The sequence below is a fragment of the Flavobacterium sp. FlaQc-28 genome (genome assembly GCF_044007415.1).
Taxonomy (GTDB): Bacteria; Bacteroidota; Bacteroidia; order Flavobacteriales; family Flavobacteriaceae; genus Flavobacterium.
The window spans coordinates 342,325-362,112 of sequence record NZ_JBIPCM010000002.1; the positions used below are offsets into that span (position 1 = coordinate 342,325).

The window sequence follows — 19,788 nt, forward strand, 5'->3', positions numbered from 1 at the left end:
CTGTTTTTAGTTTCTGTTTCAGTATTATTTTAAGGATTATGCAGAAGAATGTTTTTGATAGAAATAAAAAAAGTTCCCAAAGATTTGAACTTTTGGGAACTTTAATTGTTATTTCAAAAAAGGAATTTGAAAGTATTACTTTGTTGGTTGATTTTGATAAGTTTCAATTTCAAAAATTAAAGTTGCGTTAGGCGGAATTACGCCTCCAGCTCCTTTTTCACCATAAGCTAAGTTTGAAGGAAGAAAGAAAATTGCTTTTTCTCCATCTGTCATCATGTCTAGAGCTTCGATAAAACCTGGAATCATACCATCTTTTTTGCCAACTGTAAAAGGGAAAGCCTTGTATCCGCCTTGAGCATCTCTATTTGCATCGTATTTGCTATAAGCTTTTGCTACACTGCTCATACTGCTGTCAAAAAGACTCCCGTCTTCAAAATAACCTGCATAATGAAAGTAAATTGAAGAACCTTCAGCACCTTTTATGCCAGTTCCTTTTTGTGTAATTACATATTTTAAACCAGAAGCTGTTGTAGTTGCTTTAGCTTTAGTTGCTGCAAAATAAGCTGCTTTGTCTTTTATTACTTTTTGACTTTCGGCTTTTTTAGCTTCTTGTTTTTTAGCATCATCTGTAAGGACTTTTACAGCATCAAATTTTTTAGCAGCAGCACCTTTGCGAGTAATGGTAATTTTTGTCATAATATCGTCTTGAACGATCTTATTTACATTATCCATTCCAGATACAACATGCCCAAAAATAGTGTGTTTACCATTAAGCCATGGAGTTTCTTTATGCGTAATAAAAAACTGGCTGCCATTTGTTGCAGGTCCAGAATTGGCCATTGCAAGAACGCCTCCTTTTTCAAACTTTAGTTCTTCGACAAATTCATCTTTAAATGAATATCCAGGTCCTCCAGAACCATTTCCGTCTGGATCACCCCCTTGAATCATAAAATCATTAATAACTCGATGGAATTTTAAACCATCGTAAAATGGTTTTCCTTTAAGTCTCTCTACTTTTACATTAGGATTTTTTCCTTCTGCAAGAGAAATAAAATTAGCCACTGTAACAGGAGTTTTTACATATTCTAATGATAGAACGATGTCTCCTTTTGTTGTAGAAATAGTAGCAAAGATTCCCTCATCAGGGTTTGGTTTTGCAACAGGTTTAGCTGCAGGTTTTGCAGTCGATACAGCTGGCTTAGCAGCAGGTTTTGCGACTGGTTTTTTAGTAGTCTGCGCTTGAATATTTACAACCGCTAAACAAAATAAAAATAAAAGTTTAAACTTCATTGCATTTTAAATTTAAGTCAAGAAATATAATTACAGGTTTTATAATTATGGTTTTTCTAATAATTGAACTTCAAAAATAATATTTGCATTTGGGGGTATTACACCGCCGGCTCCAGTTTCTCCATATGCTAAATGAGCAGGAATAAAAAGAACTGCTTTATCTCCAAATGAAAGCTGCTCGATACCTTCGATAAAACCAGGAATCATGCCGTCTTTACGACCTGCTTGAAAAGGAATTGGCTGATAGCCTTTTGCTTCAGCTCTTGCTGCATCAAATTTTCCAAAAGCTTTGTTTACGTCTTCTATACTTGAATCAAATAAAGTTCCATCTTCTAAGAAACCTGCATAGTGAATGTATATTTGAGCTCCAGTAGCTGGTTTTTTACCAGTACCTTTTTCAGTGATAATGAATTCTAAACCAGAGTGTGTTTTTGTTGCTTTTGGTCTTAAAGAAGCGTAGTAATCTACTTTTTCTTTTTGAACTCCTGCAAACTTACTTTTCTCTTTTGAAGCTTCTGCAAAATAATCATGAAGTACTTTTTCTGCATCAAATTTTTTGGCAGCTTCTCCATTTCTAACGATACTAACAGAAACAATACTGTCACCTTGTACAACTTTGTTTACTACTTCCTGACCTTTGTCGACTACATGACCAAAAATAGTATGTTTTCCGTCTAACCAAGGAGTTTCAGTATGAGTAATAAAAAATTGACTGCTGTTTGTACCAGGTCCATTATTTGCCATTGCTAAAACACCAGCTTTGTCAAATCTTAAATCTGAAATTTCATCTTTAAATTTATAACCAGCATCTCCAGAACCAGTTCCTTCAGGATCTCCGGTTTGAATCATGAAATTTTCTATAACTCTATGAAATTTTAAACCATCATAAAAATGTTTCTTTTTTAAGTAATCTTTGGTTACAAACTCATTTTTGCCTTCGGCTAAGGTTACAAAGTTAGCTACTGTAACAGGCGCTTTTTTATAATCTAATTCAACAATTATATGTCCTTTGTTCGTTTCAATATCGGCATATAAACCATCAGGAAGGCTGCTGTTTTCATTTTTACAAGAGTAAAACGAAGCAGCGGTTAGTAGTAATACTAAAATACTTTTTTTCATTTTTAAAATGTTTTTTTATGGGTTTATTGTATCTTTTTTTGGTGTAGCTGCCGGAGCTGCTGTTGTACTTTTTACAGTTTGTTTTGGAGCTGCTGCAGTTTTTGAAACTGCTGCTGGATCAGGAACAAAATTACGAAGTGTAACGGTACAGATTAAAGGCTGGTTTGTTCCTATTTTTTTATTATCACCATGATAGCCGTAAGCAATATGCGATGGAAATAAAAAGGTAACAGTTTCATTTTTTTTCATGTACTTGATTCCGTCACGTAAGCCCATCATAATATCTTGTTTGTCTACATAATACGTCTGCGGGCCAAGATCTGCTTCTGAATAAATGATTTTACCATTAATGTCTTTTACTTCTAAATTAAAATAGGCAATATCTCCTTTTTTTGGTGTAGCTGTATCAGTATTATTTTTTTCATCATAAGAAAACCAATATCCTTTTCTGGTAGCATAGTACTTTACTTTTGGATTTGTTTTGATAATCTTTTTGATAACATCTTCTTCATTTGCAACCAGTTTTTTGTTTCTGTCGGCTGATTTTTTCATAAAAGTACCCGAAGCTCTCGAAATTGGTTTCCGAGCTTCTTCATGATGTTTACAGCTTGCCAGTAAAACAGTTAAAAGCAGTGTGTAAATACTAATTTTTAAGTAGTTCATACGGGGTTATATTTTTAGTTTACTTACTAAATCTTCAAACTTTTTAAGTGTTTCTTCCATTGTCGTTTCAGATCTTCCGCCTGCTGCGTTGCTGTGGCCTCCGCCGTTAAAATGGTCGCGTGCAAATTGGTTAACATCGAAACCTCCTTGTGAACGGAATGAAATTTTGATGATTTTTTCGTCTTTATTTTCTATAAAAATAGCTGTAAAAACGATACCTTTTATACTTAATCCGTAATTTACAATTCCTTCAGTATCACCTTTTACATAATTAAATGAATCTAATTCGTCCTGTGTAAGTGATGTATATGATGTTTGATGTTCTTCTAAAACTTTCATGTTTTGCAGTGCACGTCCTAATAATTGCAAACGACTGTACGAACTGTTGTCAAACAATAAAACAGGGATTTGAGTGTTCTCTACGCCTAAATCAATTAATTCTGCAATAATTCGGTGAGTGTTTCCTGTTGTTCCTGGAAAACGGAATGAACCGGAATCCGTCAAAATTCCTGTGTAAATGCAAGTTGCGATAGTTTTATCAATATCTTCTTTTTTGTTTAAAAAGGAAATAAAGTTATAAACCATTTCACAAGTAGATCCGTACGAAGTGTCAGAATACGTATAAGCTGCATAATCATCAGGTTTTTGATGATGATCAATCATAATGAAAGGTGCAGTTAATCGAGCTAAAGTGTGTTCCATTTCGCCTACACGATGCAGAGCATTGAAATCAAGCGTAAAAATTAATTCGGCTTCTTCTAATATTTTAGTACAGTTTTCAGTATCTTTTTCAAAGATTTTAACGGTTTCTGAGCCTGGCAGCCAAGCTAAAAAATCTGGAAAATCATTAGGCGCAATTACAGTTGGCTGATGGTTATTTTTGAGTAAAAAATGATATAAACCTAGTGTAGATCCCATAGCATCGCCATCTGGACCTCTATGCGGAATTATTACGATTTTCTTTGGAGCGGCAAGCAACAATTGTATTGCCTGAATATCTTGTATTTTCATAGTGTGCGAATTTACATTTTTTTAATGTAATGTTGAAATCATTTTATAGATTAACACACTTTTATTAGTTCTGTATTAGAGTCTTTGTTTTTGGTATTTGAAATTTAAAAATTGGAATTTAATCTTTGATATAATTTATGTTTCGCGCCCTTAACAATCTGTGATTTATAAATACCAATTGAACCTGAAGAAAAATAAGCAATTGAGCAGCCAAGTGCGATAAATATTCCAGGCTGAATGCCAAATAATTCCATTCCCATAATGGTACAGGCGATAGGAGTATGGGTTGCTCCCGAAAAGACAGATACAAATCCTATTCCTGCTAGAAGAGCGATAGGCATCGGGATAATTAAAGATAAGGCACTGCCTAGAGTGGCTCCTACAAAAAATAACGGGGTTACTTCGCCGCCTTTAAATCCTGCTCCTAAAGTGAATCCTGTGAATAAAATTTTAAGTAAAAAATCATACCATTGACTGGGGTTTGAAAACGAATCAACAATAACAGGAACCCCTAATCCAGAGAATTTAGTAAAACCAAGTCCTGCAATTGCAATGGCTAGAACCGTTCCTCCAATAACAGGACGAAGCGGGGGATATTTGATGTTTTTTGAAAAAAGTGAACTCCAAAAATGGGTACTTCTTGAAAAAAGTAAAGCTGCAAAACCTGAAAGAAGTCCAATTAGTAAAGTATAAAAGATGTTCAAAATACTTAGTTCTGGTATTACAGGAATGCTGTAATGGGTATGTTTAATTTCCCAAAATTCTACCGTAAAATAAGCGGCATACGCTACAAGAAATGATAATAGGATACTTTTAAAATTGATTTTACTGAAATATAAAACTTCTAACGCAAAAATAGCGCCTGCTAAAGGTGTCCCAAAAACAGAAGCAAAACCTGCACTGATGCCTAGAATTATTAAAATTCTGCGTTCAGAATTGTCTAATTTGAAAATTCTTGTGAATTGATCTGCGATAGCGCCTCCCATTTGTACTGCAGTTCCTTCACGGCCGGCTGAACCTCCAAATAAATGTGTGATTAAGGTTCCTAAAAGTACTAAAGGAGCCATTTTAAAAGGAATTACTTTTTTTGGTTTTTCATATTCCTCAAGCAATAAATTATTGCCTTTTATCACAGATTCTCCCCAATAATAGTAACTTAAACCAACTAATAAACCGCCAAATGGTAAAAGGAAGACAATCCAATCGTGCTGAATTCTATATTGCGTAACCCATTCTAAAGAAACAAGAAAAAATGCAGAAGCAGATCCTGAAAGTATACCTATTAAAGAACAGATAAGAATCCATTTAGGAATATCAAATAGTAGTTGTTTTGGGTTTTGAAAAGCCATCCAAAGATTAAAAATATTTTAGCCACGAATTTCACGAATTTTCACGAATTAAAAGGAAAATAATCATTTTAAATCCGTTAATCTGTGGCAGAAAAAAAATAATTAGTGAAAATTCGTGAAATTTGTCGCGAAAAACTATTTATTGTACAACAGCTGTAAATTCAATTTCAACTAAATATTCAGGAGCAACTAATTTACTTATTTCATAAAAACCAGTTGTTGGTTTTACATCTTTAAAGAAAGCAGAATGTGCTCTGGCAACATCTTCAAAAGTAGAAATATTAGTAGTAAAAATTCGAGTTCTAATAACGTCTTTCATCCCAACATTTAAATCTTCTAAAACCTTTTCTACACGTTCAAGAATGTTATAAGTTTGAGCATAAGCATCGTCTGCTTTAACATTTTCGCCGTCAACAATTGCAACAGTGCCAGAAACTTCAATGATATTGCCAATTCTTACAGCGCGGCAATATCCCATTTTGTCTTCCCATGGAGATCCAGTTAAGATATTTTCTCTTTTCATTTTGTGTGTTTTTTTGAATTGCTCTTTGAGTTTTTAAAAACAAATTCAGGTTAATTAATGTGCTGCAATTTATAAAATATGCTTGGTAAAAAGAGTTTTAATTATTTGAAATCCCATTGATAAATATTGTTTTTTGTGATATTTTAAAAGGAAAATTTACCTGTTGGATGTAATTTCTAAAAATTTATTTCAACACATAGAAGCATAGATTTTATATTTCGAAAAGAATACAAAAAGAAACATATTTCTCTCACATAGCTGTGCTATATGTATTTTAAATAAGTGAAACGCCTTTTTTTGATAAACTATAGTCTATGTTTCTATGTGTTAAATTAATTACGCACAAAGGGTTATAGTTTTTTAAATTTCATGATATTTGATGTTCTTCATAAATTCGAAGTTTATTTTGTGTGCTGGTAAGATGCTGCTGTAAAATTTCAATTTTGTTAAGTAAGTGATAAATAGCATCAATTCCTTCAAAATTAATTTTTAGATCGTAATGCATACGAATCATTTTTTCTATGGCAGGCAGTTGTTCAGGCTGTAAATATTCTTCATTTTCTTCGACAACAATTTCGACTAAGCCATAATTATGCAGTTCTTTTATAAAAGTATTTTCAATTTCGTTATACAAACAAAATTGTTTTATTAAGATTAAGCTTTTGTTATTCATGATTTCTTAGTTTAGCTAATTCTGCAAATAATTCTTTTTCTTTTTCAGATAATTTAGTTGGTAATTTTAGAGTATAGGTTATGTATAAATCACCAAACTGATTGTCTTTTTTGTAAACAGGAAATCCTTTTCCTTTAAGTTTTACTTTGGTTCCGGGTTGAGTTTCGGGAGCTACTTTTATTTTTACTTTTCCATCAAAAGTATTCACGTAAATTTCTCCGCCTAAAATAGCCGTGTACAAATCCAGATCAACATCGGCATATAAATTATTTCCTTCACGTTTGAAATCGGAGCTGTTATTGATTATAAAAGTGATGTATAAATCGCCATTTGGTCCGCCGTTTGCTCCGGGCGCTCCATGATTTGGAATTTTTATAATTTGTCCGTTTTCAACACCAGCCGGTATTGTAATTCGGATATTTTTACCGTTTACATTTAAGTTTTGTTTGTGAGTGGTGTAGGCAGATGCTAAATCAAGCTGTAATTCCGCATTAAAATCTTGTCCTCTATATTTTGCTTGAGCTCTTGAACCTCTTCCAGAACCGCCATACATTGAATTAAAGAAATCGGAAAAATCACTTTCAGAAAAATTGCCTCCGCCAAAATCGGTATAACTTTGATTTGCGCCTTGCTGCTGTCTCGAATATTGCTGCTGATTCGGGTCATAGCCTGCCTTTTCAAATTCATCGGCATGTTTCCAGTCTTTTCCGTACTTGTCGTATTTTTTACGATTTTCGGGATTACTTAAAACCTCATTCGCTTCATTTATCTCTTTGAATTTTTGTTCTGCTTCTTTATCATTCGGATTTAAATCGGGATGATATTTTCGCGCCAGTTTTCTATATGCCTTTTTGATATCGGCATCAGCAGCAGATTTGGTAATGCCTAATATTTTATAATAATCGATATAATCCATTTTTTAGAATTTTATAATATTAAAAGAATTAGCCGCTTGGGTTTTTATTTTGGAAGAAGTTATTTTTTTGAAATTTTAGAATAACTTTTTTAAAGTTTTGAAGTTAGTAATAAGTTGTTTACTATCAAAGAAATAATGTTAGTTTTTATTTGTGAAATGTAGGATTAATTTTGGTTATGAATGTTTTGTTGGATATTTATTCGATATTTTTGGCAGGTTTTTTGCTTCCAAAAAATAGCCTAATATATTGTTATAATAGTCTTAAAGTTGTCGCACCAAACTTATTTATATTATTTTTGTGATGCTTGACTTACGATTTTATAAAAATTTTAAAGCCGATTCGATAACACCTTTTCAATGAAGCATCTTTTATTTTTCATATTATTTTTTACAGCTGTAACAGTTTCAGCACAGACTGAATTTGGAGGCAAGATGAAACCGATTCCGGCACCTAAGTTTGGCGCAAAGAAAAAAGAACCAATTCCGCAAGTTAAAAATCCGCAGGCAGAAACAGCAGATGTACCTAGTATAAAAGCCCCAAATATTTTTGAAAATAAAAGTATAACGCCAACGTCTCAATTCCAGATCGGACAGGAAAAAAGCAAGTTCACGATGTCTACAGAAACAGATTTTGCCAATCCGGGTGATCAATACGTGGCAAAAATGGAAAAGGATATAAATAAAGCTTTAAAAGATGCAGGTCTGCGAGAAGGCCGAGGAATGCTTGTAAAGAAAAATATTTCTTTGGGAGATTTTAGAACCAAGTCGCAGTATTTTATCGTGAAACTGCGCGATTTTGGAGCCATTGACGGCGACTTAGTAAAAGTTTCTTCAAATGATAATGTAATTAGAAGTCAGATATTTTTAGATTCTAATTTTAAAGAAGTCAAAATAGACTTGGTAAACGGTTTCAACAAATTAGATTTTGAAGCTCTAAATATTGGTTCCTTAGGAGGAAATACTGCTGAAATTAGAGTATACGACGATAAAGGTCAATTAGTAACAAATGATTATTGGGATAATCTGGCCGCAGGTTTTAAGGCTTCGATTGTGGTTACGAAAGAGTAGCGCTGTAAGCGCTAGGTTCAAAGTGGCAAAGGTTCAAAGGGACAAAGTTTTATACTTCGTTTGCCTTTGAACCTTTACTGCTTTGAGACTTTGAACCTTTTCTTAAAACGGATCTGCCGTTACTCTAAACTTCATTTCGGCTTTTATAGTCACATCTTTTGTAAGCGTTTCTTTTAAGGTAACTTTAGTTCTAATTTTATATTTATCTGCCTTGATGTATTGATCTAATTTTTTATCAGTGCAAATTAAATCAATCGTGTTTGTTGTTGCATTTATATTATCCTGATATGCTAATTCTATTTCATCAGAATCTGTTGTTGAAATATATAAGTGAACAGATTTTAGGAAAGTAAAAGTTTTGTCTGAAGGATCAGTAATGGCTAATTTTAAAGACCTAAGTTTTACATCTTTTACTAAACTTGCTTTTGTTTTATTATTTTCAAATTCTGCCGAAGAATTGGTGGTTACCTCTGGAGTAATTATTTCTGAAGGAAGATTGATTGGCGATGTGCTGTTAATTTTAATAGAAGTTTCATTTGATATATTAAAACTTAGTAAGTCATCAACAGAATCGCAAGAAGTTAGTGACACGGCTAATAAAAGGGCAATTGCAATAAATTTTGATTTCATATTTAAAATTAGTTTGGGTTTTTCGGTAGATACGAAATATTTTGGTTTTTGGATTTTTTGTTTTTAGGTTCAAAGATGCAAAGGTTTAAAGGAACAAAGCAAATATTTTTTGCAAAATTATAAACCTCTGAACCTCTGTTACTCTGAACCTTTGAGCCTAAAAATTAGAACGTTGAAAAAAAATATTTATTTTTCAACGTTCCGATTTTTCAATTTCGAATATAAAAAGTATTTTTGCGCATGCAACACAACGTACTTATTTTAGATTTCGGATCGCAATATACTCAGCTTATTGCGCGTAGAGTTCGCGAATTAAATATATTCTGCGAAATTTTCCCATACAATCACTTTCCTAGTGATTTATCAGCTTATAAAGCAGTAATTTTAGGCGGAAGCCCATTTTCTGTTCGTGCAGAAGATGCTCCACATCCTGATTTATCTCAAATTAGAGGTAAACTTCCAATGCTTGCCGTTTGTTACGGAGCACAGTATTTAGCTCATTTCAGCGGTGGAGAAGTAGCAGCTTCAAACACTAGAGAATATGGTAGAGCTAATTTATCTTATATAAAAGAGAACGAAGTTTTCTTTGAGGGTGTTTCAGAAAACAGCCAAGTTTGGATGAGTCACAGTGATAGTATTAAAGCACTTCCAGCAAATGCCGTAAAATTAGCAAGCACACATGACGTAGAATTTGCTGCTTATAAAATTGAAGGCGAAACAACTTACGGAATTCAATATCATCCAGAAGTTTTCCATTCTACAGATGGATCAAAAATGCTGGAAAACTTTTTAGTAAAAATTGCCGAAGTTCCTCAAAATTTTACACCAAATGCTTTCGTAGAAGAAATGGTGGGAGAATTAAAAGAGAAATTAGGAAACGATAAAGTAGTTTTAGGATTATCAGGCGGAGTAGATTCTACAGTTGCTGCAGTTTTATTAAACCAAGCAATTGGTAAAAATCTGTACTGTATTTTCGTAAACAATGGACTTTTGCGTAAAAACGAATTCCAAAGCGTATTAGATCAATACAAAGGAATGGGATTGAATGTAAAAGGTGTTGATGCAGGAGATCGTTTTCTTTCTGAATTAGCAGGAATCAGCGATCCTGAAACGAAACGTAAAACTATCGGACGCATATTTATCGAAGTTTTTGATGATGAATCACATTTGATCGAAGACGTAAAATGGTTGGCACAAGGAACTATTTATCCAGATGTAATCGAATCGGTATCGGTAAAGGGACCATCTGCAACTATTAAATCGCACCATAACGTAGGTGGATTGCCAGATTATATGAAATTACAAATTGTAGAACCACTTAGAATGTTGTTTAAAGACGAAGTTCGTAGAGTTGGAGCTACTTTAGGTATAGATCCTGAATTATTAGGAAGACATCCTTTTCCAGGTCCAGGATTATCAATTAGAATTTTAGGAGATATTACTCCAGAGAAAGTACAAATTTTACAAGATGTAGATTCAGTATTTATCGAAGGATTAAAATCTTGGGGATTATACGATAAAGTTTGGCAGGCTGGAGCAATCTTGCTTCCTGTAAACAGTGTTGGTGTAATGGGCGATGAGCGTACTTATGAAAAAGTAGTAGCGCTTAGAGCTGTAGAATCGACAGATGGAATGACTGCTGACTGGGTTCATTTACCTTACGATTTCTTGATGAAAGTGTCAAATGACATTATAAATAAAGTAAAAGGCGTGAATCGCGTGGTTTACGATATAAGCTCAAAACCACCAGCAACAATTGAGTGGGAATAGTATTGTTTTTCAAATTAAGGCGTTACATTTGTAACGCCTTAATTTTTTAAACCTACTATTTATGAGAGAATTTTTAACGATTTCTCTTGTGTTTGTTTTGTCTTTTAACAAAATAACTGCACAAGACTCAATTATTGAGCACAAAATTCAAAAGGGAGAAACTGCTTATTTTATAGCCCAAAAGTATAAGGTTTCTGTAGATGAGATTTACAAACTCAACCCCGAATCGCAAAATGGAATTCAGGACAATCAGATTATTAAAATCCCTGTTCATTCTGCAGAAAAAGTAAAACAAGACCAGCAAATTACTCATATTGTTGGCGCAAAAGAAACCCTTTTTGGCTTATCAAAACAATACCATGTTTCTATAGAAGCTATTCAAAATGCAAATCCAATTCTTGTCAACGGACTTCAAATAGGTCAAGAATTAAGTATTCCAAATCCTTTAAATCTTTCTAAAACTGAGAATGTAAGTTCTTCAAAAGCTATACATTTGGTTGCGGCCAAAGAATCGCTGTTTAGTATTGCCAGACAATACAATGTCTCAGTTTCGGATTTAGAAAATCAAAATAAGGATTTATTGCAAAGCGGATTGCAGATTGGGCAGTCAATTGTAATTCCGAATAAGCGAAAAACTTTAGATGGAAGAGTTCGTGTTATCAATCAGGAAACTGTTTTTCATGTGGTTGAACCAAAGGAAACTAAGTTTTCGATTGCTAAAAAGTATGGAATTTCTATAGATCAATTAGAATCGCAAAATCCAGAAATTGTAAACGGATTAGTTGTTGGAAATAAGTTAGCCATTAATACAAAGGAAATTAAGCCAACAAATGAAAATGAGGAATTGATGCTTGCTTTGGCGGAAAAACAAGTCGTGGTTGAAAAAACTAAAGCTAAAACGGTAGAAATTACTGATTTGAAAGACAGACTTGTTATTCAAAAAGAGATGAATCAGAAGATTATTAAAATTAATGATTTAAAGGTTAATTTGAATGATATGAATGGTTCAAAAGAAAATTCAGTCGAAAAATTGCGATTGGTTTTGGAGGCTAATAAAAATGTTCAGGATGTTTTAATGGCTAAGCTGGATTCACTAGTAAATACGATGAATAGTGATTTGATCGAATTAAAACGAATGGATATTTTAAATGTTGATGAATCAAAACGTTTAGAAAAGCAATCTTATGCGAGTATTTCGCAAACAAGTGAATTATCGTCACAGTTAAAAAAAGAACTAGCTGAAAATCGAAAAGCTTATGCGGGTTTGATGAACAAAGTTGAGAAAATTGCTGTTGAAGAAAATCAGGAGTACAAAAAGAAAATCCGCGAAAGCGAAAAAAATAACAATGTATCATCTATACAGCAAAGACTTTCGGTCGAGGAAGTAAAACGTTACAAAATTGAGCAAGAAAAAGGAGATGCACAAAATCAGTTATTGATTGCAAAAATAGATTCTTTGGATACTCAGAAAAAAATAGAAGTAAAACGTCATATTAGTAAAGCAACTTATTATAGCATGGAAGCTAGAAAATTTGACGATAAACTGGCGCTGGTAAAACTGAAAAAGTATCAAGATGAAGCGGTTAAAAAATCAAATTTTGCAGGTGCTTCAAAAGTAGTTTCATTAGAAGAAATGAAGCGCGAATTGGAAGAAAACCCTCTTAAAAGCGACAAAACAGTAAAAGTTGAAGTTTATGATAATCTTCGAGAAGTTTCAAACGGCTATTACTTAGTTTTAGGTATATTTACAGACGCAATGCTGCGTGATAAGTTTATTATGAAACTCATTGATTCTGGCGATTTTAATGCTAGTTTTTTCTTTAATATAAACAGTCTTTCGTATTATGTTTATTCAGATAAGTTTAAAAACATGGAAGAAGTTTTGTATCAATGCAAGAAAAAAGAAGAAGATGAGTTATATAAGAACATTATTATTGCAAAATTGGAAGTTGATCTTAGATAATAACTGCAAGATTTAACAAGTGGCTTGAATCTTGTATAAAAGAAATTATTATCTTGTTAATTGAATTAGAAATTAAATTGTTTTAAGCCATATTATGAAGTATCTTTCGACCTTATTATTCCTTGTTTTTTTTGTAACCTGTTCTGCTTTTTCTCAGGAAAAGGTAGTAAAATATACTGTTTCGAGTGGAGAAACAATAAATCAGATTGCACAGAAATTTAAGGTTACACCTTTTGATATTTACGAATTAAATCCAGATGCAAGAAGAGGTTTAGTACCCAATTCCGTTTTATTAATTCCTACAACTGCTGTGAAAAATACGGTAAAAAGTACAGCTGCTGCGGTAAAAACGACCGAAAGTTCAAAAGAAATTATTCATGAAGTACAGCCAAAAGAGACGTTTTACAGCATCGAAAAAAAATATAATATTTCTGATGAAGCATTAAAAGCGGCAAATCCGTTTCTTGAAAAAACAGGCGTGCAAATTGGTCAGAAATTAGTAATTCCTGCAAAAGGATCTGCTTCAAAAACTGCAGCTGCCGCAGATAAAAAAATAAAAGAAAAAGTACAAGAAAAGTACGTATACCATGATGTTCAGCCAAAAGAAACTAAATATTCTATTGCAAAACAATATAAAACTACGGTTGAAGATTTAGAAAAAAGAAACCCAGATATCGTTTCAAATCTGCCAGTTGGATATAGATTGACGATTAAAGGAACAGCTCCTAAAACGGAAAGTACTGCTGCAAATGTTACTAAGCATGAAGAAGTTAAAAAACCTGCTGAAACTGCAAAAAAAGCAGTTAGCTACATGGATTATCAGGTAAAGCCAAAAGAAACTTTTTACAGCTTATCAAGAACGTTTCATTTATCGCAAGAAGAATTAACGGCACTTAATCCTGCACTTTCAGAAGGTGTAAAAGAAGGAATGGTTTTAAAAGTTCCAACAGGATATTTAGCGCCGGCCCCGATTATTGTGCAACAACAGCCAGTTGAAAAAATACTGGAAAATAAAACATCTGGTGGAGGAATACAAATTGTAGACAAAGTAAAATCTGAAACTGTTTCTGTAAATCCTGAAATAGTAGAACTTAGTAAAAAAAGAGGACAAGGAGACCGTAAAAAAGTGGTTTTACTGCTTCCGTTTAATTTGGCTAAATTACAAAGTGATACAACAGGAACTGCCGCTCGCTTGAAAACAGATAAATTTTTAAACATGACTCTTGATTTTTATTCAGGAGCAATGATGGCTATCGATTCTGCGAAAGTTTTAAAACTTCCAATTGATGTTTCGATCTATGATTCGCAGGAAACAAAAACAACATCAAATATTTCAAGTTTAATTCCAAAATTGCAAGATGCTGATGCTGTTGTGGGACCATTTTATCAAAATAATGCCGAATCTACTGCAAATACATTAAGATTGTATAATGTTCCAGTTATTTCGCCTTTATCAAAAGATGCTGCGAACCCAATCGAAAATTTATATCAAACTATACCGTCAAATGAGGTTGTTCGAAATACTGTTTTTGATTATATGCGCGCTAAAAATGGTAATATTGTTGCTGTTGTAGACAAGAAAAAAGAATCAGTAATCAGTTATATTAAACAAAATCAAAAAGGAGTTGTTTTTGCCGCTTTGACTGAGGCAGGAGGTTTAGACGCTGCAAATTTAAAAAGCTTGTTACTGCCAAACCGAATGAATTATGTGGTGATGGAAACAGCAAATACGGCAATGATAAAAACAACAATTAAAGCGTTATTGGATGCACAAAAAACGTGTCAAGTTCAATTGGTAATTTTAGAACCGAACAGCACGCTTGATACAGATGAGATTAGTTTTGACAATTTAGTAAAACTTAAATTAATGTATCCTTCAGTTACTCGTGACAGCGATGATCAGGCGGTTTCAATCTTTAAGAAAGAATATAGATTAAAAAATAAAATCTATCCAAATACATATGCAACAAGAGGTTTTGATGTAACTTTTGATACGATGATGCGTTTGGTTCAAGGAAAAACATATCAAGAAACAGCAGATTTAATGACTACACAACAAGTGGAGAATAAGTTTCAGTTTTATAAAAAGGAAGATGGCGGACATGCTAATAAAGGGGTCTACATTTTATATTATGACTCTGATTTAACTTTAAAAACTGCAAATTAATACTGGTATTAGTCCAATAATTAAATTTGAAAGTTCACTAATTATTTAATTTTGGATATAGAATAAAAAATCCGTGCTGCTTTTTTGCAGCACGGATTTTTTATTTGTGATTTTTTAAAAGAATCGTGATATAGACTGTCGTGAGAGATTAAAAATGGTATTTTTGCATATCAAAAATTAAAATAAATTGATGGTAAAAATAAACCACGAACAGTCATTTTTAATAGAGGATATATTATTTTCTTTTGCTTTGAAAGCTGAAGCAGCCGATGTTTTTGAAAAATGTAATACGATTATGACCGGAATTGGAAAGGTGAATGCTGCTTACGAATTGTCGAAAGTTTTGCAGCATAAGAAGCCTTCATTAATTGTTAATCTTGGATCTGCTGGAAGTAATTTTTTTAAGAAAGGTGATATTATCTGCTGTACGAAATTTATACAAAGAGATATGGATGTTCGAGGTTTAGGATACGATCTCTACGAAACTCCATTTTCTGGTCTGCCGACAGTTTTTGAATATGGTTTAAAAATGAATGGTTTACAGGAAGGAATCTGCGGAACTGGAGATAGTTTTGAAATGGGGCATTCTGAAGTCTTGTATAATGTTGTAGATATGGAAGCTTACGCGTTGGCGCTGATTGCAATGAAAGAAGGTATCCCGTTTTTATGTTTAAAATATATTTCGGATGGTGCGGATGATAATGCTGCCGAAGACTGGCTGGTTCAGGTTCATAAAGCGGCATTGGCTTATGGAAGTCTTTTTAAATTAGGATTAGATTAGTAATCTCTATAATAACAGCAGTTTAAAAAAAGAATATAAATAATTGTAAAACAATACTATGACATCAAAAGTAACTTATTTAGGTGATTTAAGAACAAAATCAATACATGTGCAATCTGGAAGTGAAATTATCTCAGATGCACCTTTAGATAATAACGGAAAAGGAGAAGCTTTTTCTCCAACAGATACTGTAGCAAATGCTTTGGCAAGCTGCATGATGACGATTATGGGAATTAAAGCTCGTGATATGGAAGTAAATTTAATCGATTCGACTGCTGAAGTAACTAAAATTATGAATGCAGAACCACGTCGTATTGGTGCAATCGAAATTGTTTTTGAAATGAATGGTGTTACCGATGAGAAAAACAGAACTATCCTAGAACGTGCAGCAATGACTTGTCCGGTTTTATTTAGCTTAAATCCTGAAATTGAAAAACGAGTTACTTTCAACTGGAAGTAATTTTTTATTTGCATAAAAAAAAAGCCATTCATTGTTGTGAATGGCTTTTTTGCTTTTGTATATTATTGTCCTTTTTCAGGTTTTAAATCTTCTAAAATTGGAGTAGTTATACTTTTAAGTTCTTTTTGAAGTGTCTCATTTTTTTGCTCAAAAATTACAATATTGTTTTTGCCTTTTTTAAGCCAGCATCCCGGAAGGTATAAAGTTTGCTGCGGTCCAACACTCCAATAGCGGCCAATGTTGATTCCGTTTACAAATACAATTCCTTTACCCCAATCACGCATGTCTAAAAAGGTATCTCCTGTTTTACTAAGTGTAAAAGTACCTTGGTATAAAGTAGGACGATTTATTTTGCCTGAATTTTTATAAGCTGTCAAATCTGGTTCTTGGCTCATAGGCAATTTGTACATTTCCCAATCGCCTGTAATAGTTTGACCATTAATAATTACAGGGCTTATAATTCCTTTGTTATTTTCGTTGATTTGAGAACCATAATTAATACGTCCCATGTTTTCAACAACAATATCTAAAGTAGCATTAAAAGGCACGTCGATTTCGCAATCGTATTTTTTATAGTATCGGTTTAATTCTGCTATTTTTTTTCCGTTAACATAAACAATCGCATAATCGCGCAATCCTTTTAACTCAAGTTTTCCGCTGATTGGCTGTGTAAACTTTTTACTGTACCAAACGTAGCCATCGCCTTGATTTAATTGTTCGAAGGTTTGTGGCGTATCTTCGTAAACTGGGCTTATTTTTGCTTTTAAATCGGCTAAATCAACTGTTTTTGTTAATGCTATTTTCGGAATTTCGATAATTGGCATTTTTTCAGGAATTGCAGGAGTTTCGTTTGTTTTAAGTAACTCTCTTAACATATTGTATTTAGGAGTTGCCCATCCTGCTTCACTTATAGGAGCATCATAATCATATGAGGTCATATCAGGTTGAATATCGTGTTCTTTGTCGTAATTAGCTCCAGAAGTGAATCCGAAATTAGTACCGCCATGAATCATATAATAGTTGAATGAAACCTTATTATCTAAGTATTTTTTAGTCTGACGAGCAGTTTGTTCAGGTTTTTGAGTAGGGAAAGGTTCTGCCCAATGATCTAACCAGCCTGGATAAAACTCGGCAACCATATAAGGCCCTTGACCATTATTAAATTTATTTACAACCTCTTTTAATTTTGCAATATCACTTTCACCATTTGCAGTTGGCAATGCGCCTGGCAATGCACCGCCTTCAAATAACCAGCTTCCGTCTGAAGTGAAAAAAGGAACTTCAAAACCAAGGTCTTTTAATTGCTGAAATACGGCTGCGCTGTATTTTTTATGTTCTTCTAAAGGAACATCTTTTCGCTGTGCAACATACGAACCAAATTCGTTTTCGCCCTGAACCATGATAATAGGGCCGCCTTTGGTAATTTGTAAATCTTTAACCTGATTGTATAATTGTGTGAAGTAAGCTTTTGTAGCTGCTAAATATGCCGCGTTGTTACCGCGAATAACCATATTAGGTACATTCTGCAAGAAAAAAGGGTAACCGCCAAATTCCCATTCAGCACATACGTACGGACCTGGACGAAGAATTACAAATAATCCTTCTTCTTGAGCTGTTTTTATATATTCTGCTAAGTTTTTATTTCCGGTCTTAAAATCCCATACACCAGGAGCAGTTTCGTGATAATTCCAAAATACATAAGTTGCAACGGCGTTTAGTCCCATGGCTTTCATCATTTTTAGACGATGACGCCAATATTGCTGTGGAATACGCGAGTAATGCATTTCACCTGAGTGAATTTGTATTGGTTTTCCATTCAATAAAAAATCTCCTCCGCTTATAGCGAAAGTTTGTTTTTGCTGTGCTGATACAGAAAACAGTGTAATAAAGGCAAATAGGAGGGTGTAGTAAACTTTTTTCATTTTTCAAAGTAATTAAAAATCTTTTTAATAAACAAAAGAGCGCTATAAAATTGCGCCCTCTTGCTCTACTAACTAACCAATAAAATTATTCCGCGAATTCTAATTTTTTTAATTTATTCCATCCGCCGCGTGTGAAATCAGGAATTTCGACTGGTGCAGAACCGTTATCAAGAGAAATTTCTGTTAAAGGTCCTAAGCAAGACCACTCCGCTAAATCGTATACATCCATATCTAAAGGAAGTCCTTTTTGAAGACAGTAAATTAAACGGTAATCCATAACGAAATCCATTCCGCCGTGGCCGCCTACTTTTTTAGCTTTTTCTTCGATATTTTTTACAATTGGGTGTTTGTATTTTTCCATTAATGCTTTTTTAACCTCTTCTGGAACAAATGAGTGAGCGTTTAATTTTTCATGATTTGGTTTTACGTCATCACTTAATGATTTACCATCTAAAGCGTATCCTTCTAATGGATATTTGTTTGCAAAACCTTTTGTACCGCTTAACTGATACATTCTGCTGTACGGACGAGGAGAAGTAACGTCGTGTTGAATTTGGATTGTTTTTCCGTTTTCAGTACGAATCATAGTCATGGTGTGATCACCGTTTCTAAAATCTTTAATTTCTTTTCCAGATTTTTCTTTGATGTAAGCAGGGTTTCCAACTGCTTTAGTGTCCATAGAAACTAAGAAATTCATTTTGTCTCCACGGTGAATATTTAATGCTTGACAAGCTGGCCCCATACCATGTGTTGCATAGATATCTCCACGGTGTTTGATGTTGTAATCCATTCTCCAGTTGTTCCAGTATTCTCCCCAAAATGGTTGTAAACCATGAATGTAAGAACCTTCAGCGTGAAGAATTTCTCCAAATAAACCTTGTTGTGCCATGTTTAAAGTGGTAAGCTCGAAGAAGTCATACACACAGTTTTCCAACTGCATACAGTGCTTACGCGTTTTTTCTGAAGTATCGATAAGATCCCAGATTTCTTTCATTGTCATTGCACCTGGAACTTCAATAGCAACGTGTTTTCCGTCTTTCATTGCTTGAACACCAATTTGTGCGTGGTGTTTCCAATCTGTAGCGATGTAAACTAAATCAACATTTGGTAACGCTGTTACTTTTCTCCATGCATTTTCATCTCCAAAAAATTCTTGTGCTTTAGGAAAACCAGCTTTGGTTAAAATTTCGTTAGACGATTGTGTGTTTTTTTCAAGCATATCGCAAAGTGCTACAATTTCGACACCCGGTATATGTGTCATACGTTCTACAGCTCCAGGACCACGCATTCCTAAACCAATAAAGGCTACACGAACAGTTGGAATTGGAGTAGTTGCTAATTGCAGTACATCTTGTTGTCCTTTTGCACGAGCCGGCGTTTTGGTTTTGATCATTTGTGCCGACGCGATTGTGCATCCAAACAAAAGACAGGCAGCTAACATGAATTTTAAAATACTAGTTTTCATAATTTGAATTAATTTGAT

General features: G+C 33.5%; 17 protein-coding genes. 6 read left to right on the forward strand and 11 right to left on the reverse strand.

The window, feature by feature from the left end:
- Nucleotides 1-135: 135 nt before the first annotated feature.
- The 8 genes from ACHRVL_RS07385 to ACHRVL_RS07420 form a co-directional block, all read right to left on the reverse strand.
- A complete protein-coding gene (locus tag ACHRVL_RS07385; RefSeq protein WP_395411535.1) occupies nt 136-1,290 on the reverse strand; it encodes a peptidylprolyl isomerase in 1,155 nt (384 codons plus the stop codon).
- Nucleotides 1,291-1,335: 45 nt separating this feature from the next.
- Entirely contained in the window at nt 1,336-2,409 is a 1,074-nt protein-coding gene (locus ACHRVL_RS07390) for a peptidylprolyl isomerase (protein ID WP_395411536.1), read from the reverse strand.
- A 15-nt stretch (nt 2,410-2,424) separates the two neighbouring features.
- The gene (gene gldI, locus ACHRVL_RS07395) at nt 2,425-3,072 is read right to left on the reverse strand and encodes a gliding motility-associated peptidyl-prolyl isomerase GldI (protein ID WP_395411537.1); all 648 of its coding nucleotides are present in this window, start codon (nt 3,070-3,072) and stop codon (nt 2,425-2,427) included.
- 6 nt (nt 3,073-3,078) lie between these two features.
- Entirely contained in the window at nt 3,079-4,083 is a 1,005-nt protein-coding gene (locus tag ACHRVL_RS07400) for a bifunctional oligoribonuclease/PAP phosphatase NrnA (RefSeq protein ID WP_395411539.1), read from the reverse strand.
- Between the two features lie 104 nt (nt 4,084-4,187).
- Nucleotides 4,188-5,432, reverse strand: a complete 1,245-nt coding sequence (locus tag ACHRVL_RS07405; RefSeq protein WP_395411541.1) for a voltage-gated chloride channel family protein — start codon at nt 5,430-5,432, stop codon at nt 4,188-4,190.
- A gap of 139 nt (nt 5,433-5,571) precedes the next feature.
- Nucleotides 5,572-5,955, reverse strand: a complete 384-nt coding sequence (locus tag ACHRVL_RS07410; protein WP_099719842.1) for a RidA family protein — start codon at nt 5,953-5,955, stop codon at nt 5,572-5,574.
- 367 nt (nt 5,956-6,322) lie between these two features.
- Nucleotides 6,323-6,628: a chaperone modulator CbpM gene (locus tag ACHRVL_RS07415; protein ID WP_129024121.1), complete on the reverse strand. Its 306-nt coding sequence runs from the start codon at nt 6,626-6,628 to the stop codon at nt 6,323-6,325.
- Nucleotides 6,621-7,544, reverse strand: a complete 924-nt coding sequence (locus ACHRVL_RS07420) for a DnaJ C-terminal domain-containing protein (RefSeq protein WP_395411542.1) — start codon at nt 7,542-7,544, stop codon at nt 6,621-6,623. The genes ACHRVL_RS07415 and ACHRVL_RS07420 overlap by 8 nt, the downstream gene beginning before the upstream one ends.
- Nucleotides 7,545-7,901: 357 nt before the next feature.
- Here ACHRVL_RS07420 and ACHRVL_RS07425 point away from each other — a divergent pair, with 357 nt between their 5' ends.
- Nucleotides 7,902-8,612 carry a hypothetical protein gene (locus tag ACHRVL_RS07425; RefSeq protein ID WP_395411543.1) on the forward strand — a complete coding sequence of 237 codons (711 nt, stop codon included), beginning with the start codon at nt 7,902-7,904 and terminating at the stop codon, nt 8,610-8,612.
- Nucleotides 8,613-8,714: 102 nt separating this feature from the next.
- Here the strand turns inward: ACHRVL_RS07425 and ACHRVL_RS07430 are convergent, their stop codons facing one another.
- Complete coding sequence (locus tag ACHRVL_RS07430; protein ID WP_395411545.1) at nt 8,715-9,242, reverse strand: hypothetical protein; 528 nt, start codon at nt 9,240-9,242, stop codon at nt 8,715-8,717.
- Nucleotides 9,243-9,482: 240 nt separating this feature from the next.
- On the opposite strand from ACHRVL_RS07430, the gene guaA reads away from it, so the two are divergent.
- From guaA to ACHRVL_RS07455, 5 genes are all read left to right on the forward strand, one after another.
- A complete protein-coding gene (gene guaA / locus ACHRVL_RS07435; RefSeq protein WP_395411546.1) occupies nt 9,483-11,012 on the forward strand; it encodes a glutamine-hydrolyzing GMP synthase in 1,530 nt (509 codons plus the stop codon).
- Between the two features lie 61 nt (nt 11,013-11,073).
- Entirely contained in the window at nt 11,074-12,975 is a 1,902-nt protein-coding gene (locus tag ACHRVL_RS07440) for a LysM peptidoglycan-binding domain-containing protein (RefSeq protein ID WP_395411548.1), read from the forward strand.
- Between the two features lie 94 nt (nt 12,976-13,069).
- Nucleotides 13,070-15,142 (forward strand): LysM peptidoglycan-binding domain-containing protein, encoded by a 2,073-nt coding sequence (locus tag ACHRVL_RS07445; RefSeq protein WP_395411550.1) that lies wholly within the window; start codon nt 13,070-13,072, stop codon nt 15,140-15,142.
- Between the two features lie 190 nt (nt 15,143-15,332).
- Nucleotides 15,333-15,923, forward strand: coding sequence for a nucleosidase (locus ACHRVL_RS07450; protein WP_395411552.1), 591 nt, complete (start codon nt 15,333-15,335; stop codon nt 15,921-15,923).
- A gap of 58 nt (nt 15,924-15,981) precedes the next feature.
- Nucleotides 15,982-16,383 carry an OsmC family protein gene (locus ACHRVL_RS07455; protein ID WP_395411554.1) on the forward strand — a complete coding sequence of 134 codons (402 nt, stop codon included), beginning with the start codon at nt 15,982-15,984 and terminating at the stop codon, nt 16,381-16,383.
- Nucleotides 16,384-16,445: 62 nt separating this feature from the next.
- Here ACHRVL_RS07455 and ACHRVL_RS07460 read toward each other — a convergent pair whose 3' ends face one another.
- Together ACHRVL_RS07460 and ACHRVL_RS07465 are read right to left on the reverse strand one after the other, a co-directional pair.
- The gene (locus tag ACHRVL_RS07460; protein ID WP_395411556.1) at nt 16,446-18,305 is read right to left on the reverse strand and encodes a beta-galactosidase family protein; all 1,860 of its coding nucleotides are present in this window, start codon (nt 18,303-18,305) and stop codon (nt 16,446-16,448) included.
- Nucleotides 18,306-18,390: 85 nt separating this feature from the next.
- Nucleotides 18,391-19,746 (reverse strand): Gfo/Idh/MocA family protein, encoded by a 1,356-nt coding sequence (locus ACHRVL_RS07465; protein ID WP_395412176.1) that lies wholly within the window; start codon nt 19,744-19,746, stop codon nt 18,391-18,393.
- Nucleotides 19,747-19,788: the final 42 nt, after the last annotated feature.

Bases quoted from the DNA above. Each gene is read 5' to 3' on its own strand.
- ACHRVL_RS07385 (WP_395411535.1), bottom strand. From the start codon at position 1,290: ATGAAGTTTAAACTTTTATTTTTATTTTGTTTAGCGGTTGTAAATATT.
- ACHRVL_RS07390 (WP_395411536.1), bottom strand. From the start codon at position 2,409: ATGAAAAAAAGTATTTTAGTATTACTACTAACCGCTGCTTCGTTTTAC.
- gldI (WP_395411537.1), bottom strand. From the start codon at position 3,072: ATGAACTACTTAAAAATTAGTATTTACACACTGCTTTTAACTGTTTTA.
- ACHRVL_RS07400 (WP_395411539.1), bottom strand. From the start codon at position 4,083: ATGAAAATACAAGATATTCAGGCAATACAATTGTTGCTTGCCGCTCCA.
- ACHRVL_RS07405 (WP_395411541.1), bottom strand. From the start codon at position 5,432: ATGGCTTTTCAAAACCCAAAACAACTACTATTTGATATTCCTAAATGG.
- ACHRVL_RS07410 (WP_099719842.1), bottom strand. From the start codon at position 5,955: ATGAAAAGAGAAAATATCTTAACTGGATCTCCATGGGAAGACAAAATG.
- ACHRVL_RS07415 (WP_129024121.1), bottom strand. From the start codon at position 6,628: ATGAATAACAAAAGCTTAATCTTAATAAAACAATTTTGTTTGTATAAC.
- ACHRVL_RS07420 (WP_395411542.1), bottom strand. From the start codon at position 7,544: ATGGATTATATCGATTATTATAAAATATTAGGCATTACCAAATCTGCT.
- ACHRVL_RS07425 (WP_395411543.1), top strand. From the start codon at position 7,902: ATGAAGCATCTTTTATTTTTCATATTATTTTTTACAGCTGTAACAGTT.
- ACHRVL_RS07430 (WP_395411545.1), bottom strand. From the start codon at position 9,242: ATGAAATCAAAATTTATTGCAATTGCCCTTTTATTAGCCGTGTCACTA.
- guaA (WP_395411546.1), top strand. From the start codon at position 9,483: ATGCAACACAACGTACTTATTTTAGATTTCGGATCGCAATATACTCAG.
- ACHRVL_RS07440 (WP_395411548.1), top strand. From the start codon at position 11,074: ATGAGAGAATTTTTAACGATTTCTCTTGTGTTTGTTTTGTCTTTTAAC.
- ACHRVL_RS07445 (WP_395411550.1), top strand. From the start codon at position 13,070: ATGAAGTATCTTTCGACCTTATTATTCCTTGTTTTTTTTGTAACCTGT.
- ACHRVL_RS07450 (WP_395411552.1), top strand. From the start codon at position 15,333: ATGGTAAAAATAAACCACGAACAGTCATTTTTAATAGAGGATATATTA.
- ACHRVL_RS07455 (WP_395411554.1), top strand. From the start codon at position 15,982: ATGACATCAAAAGTAACTTATTTAGGTGATTTAAGAACAAAATCAATA.
- ACHRVL_RS07460 (WP_395411556.1), bottom strand. From the start codon at position 18,305: ATGAAAAAAGTTTACTACACCCTCCTATTTGCCTTTATTACACTGTTT.
- ACHRVL_RS07465 (WP_395412176.1), bottom strand. From the start codon at position 19,746: ATGTTAGCTGCCTGTCTTTTGTTTGGATGCACAATCGCGTCGGCACAA.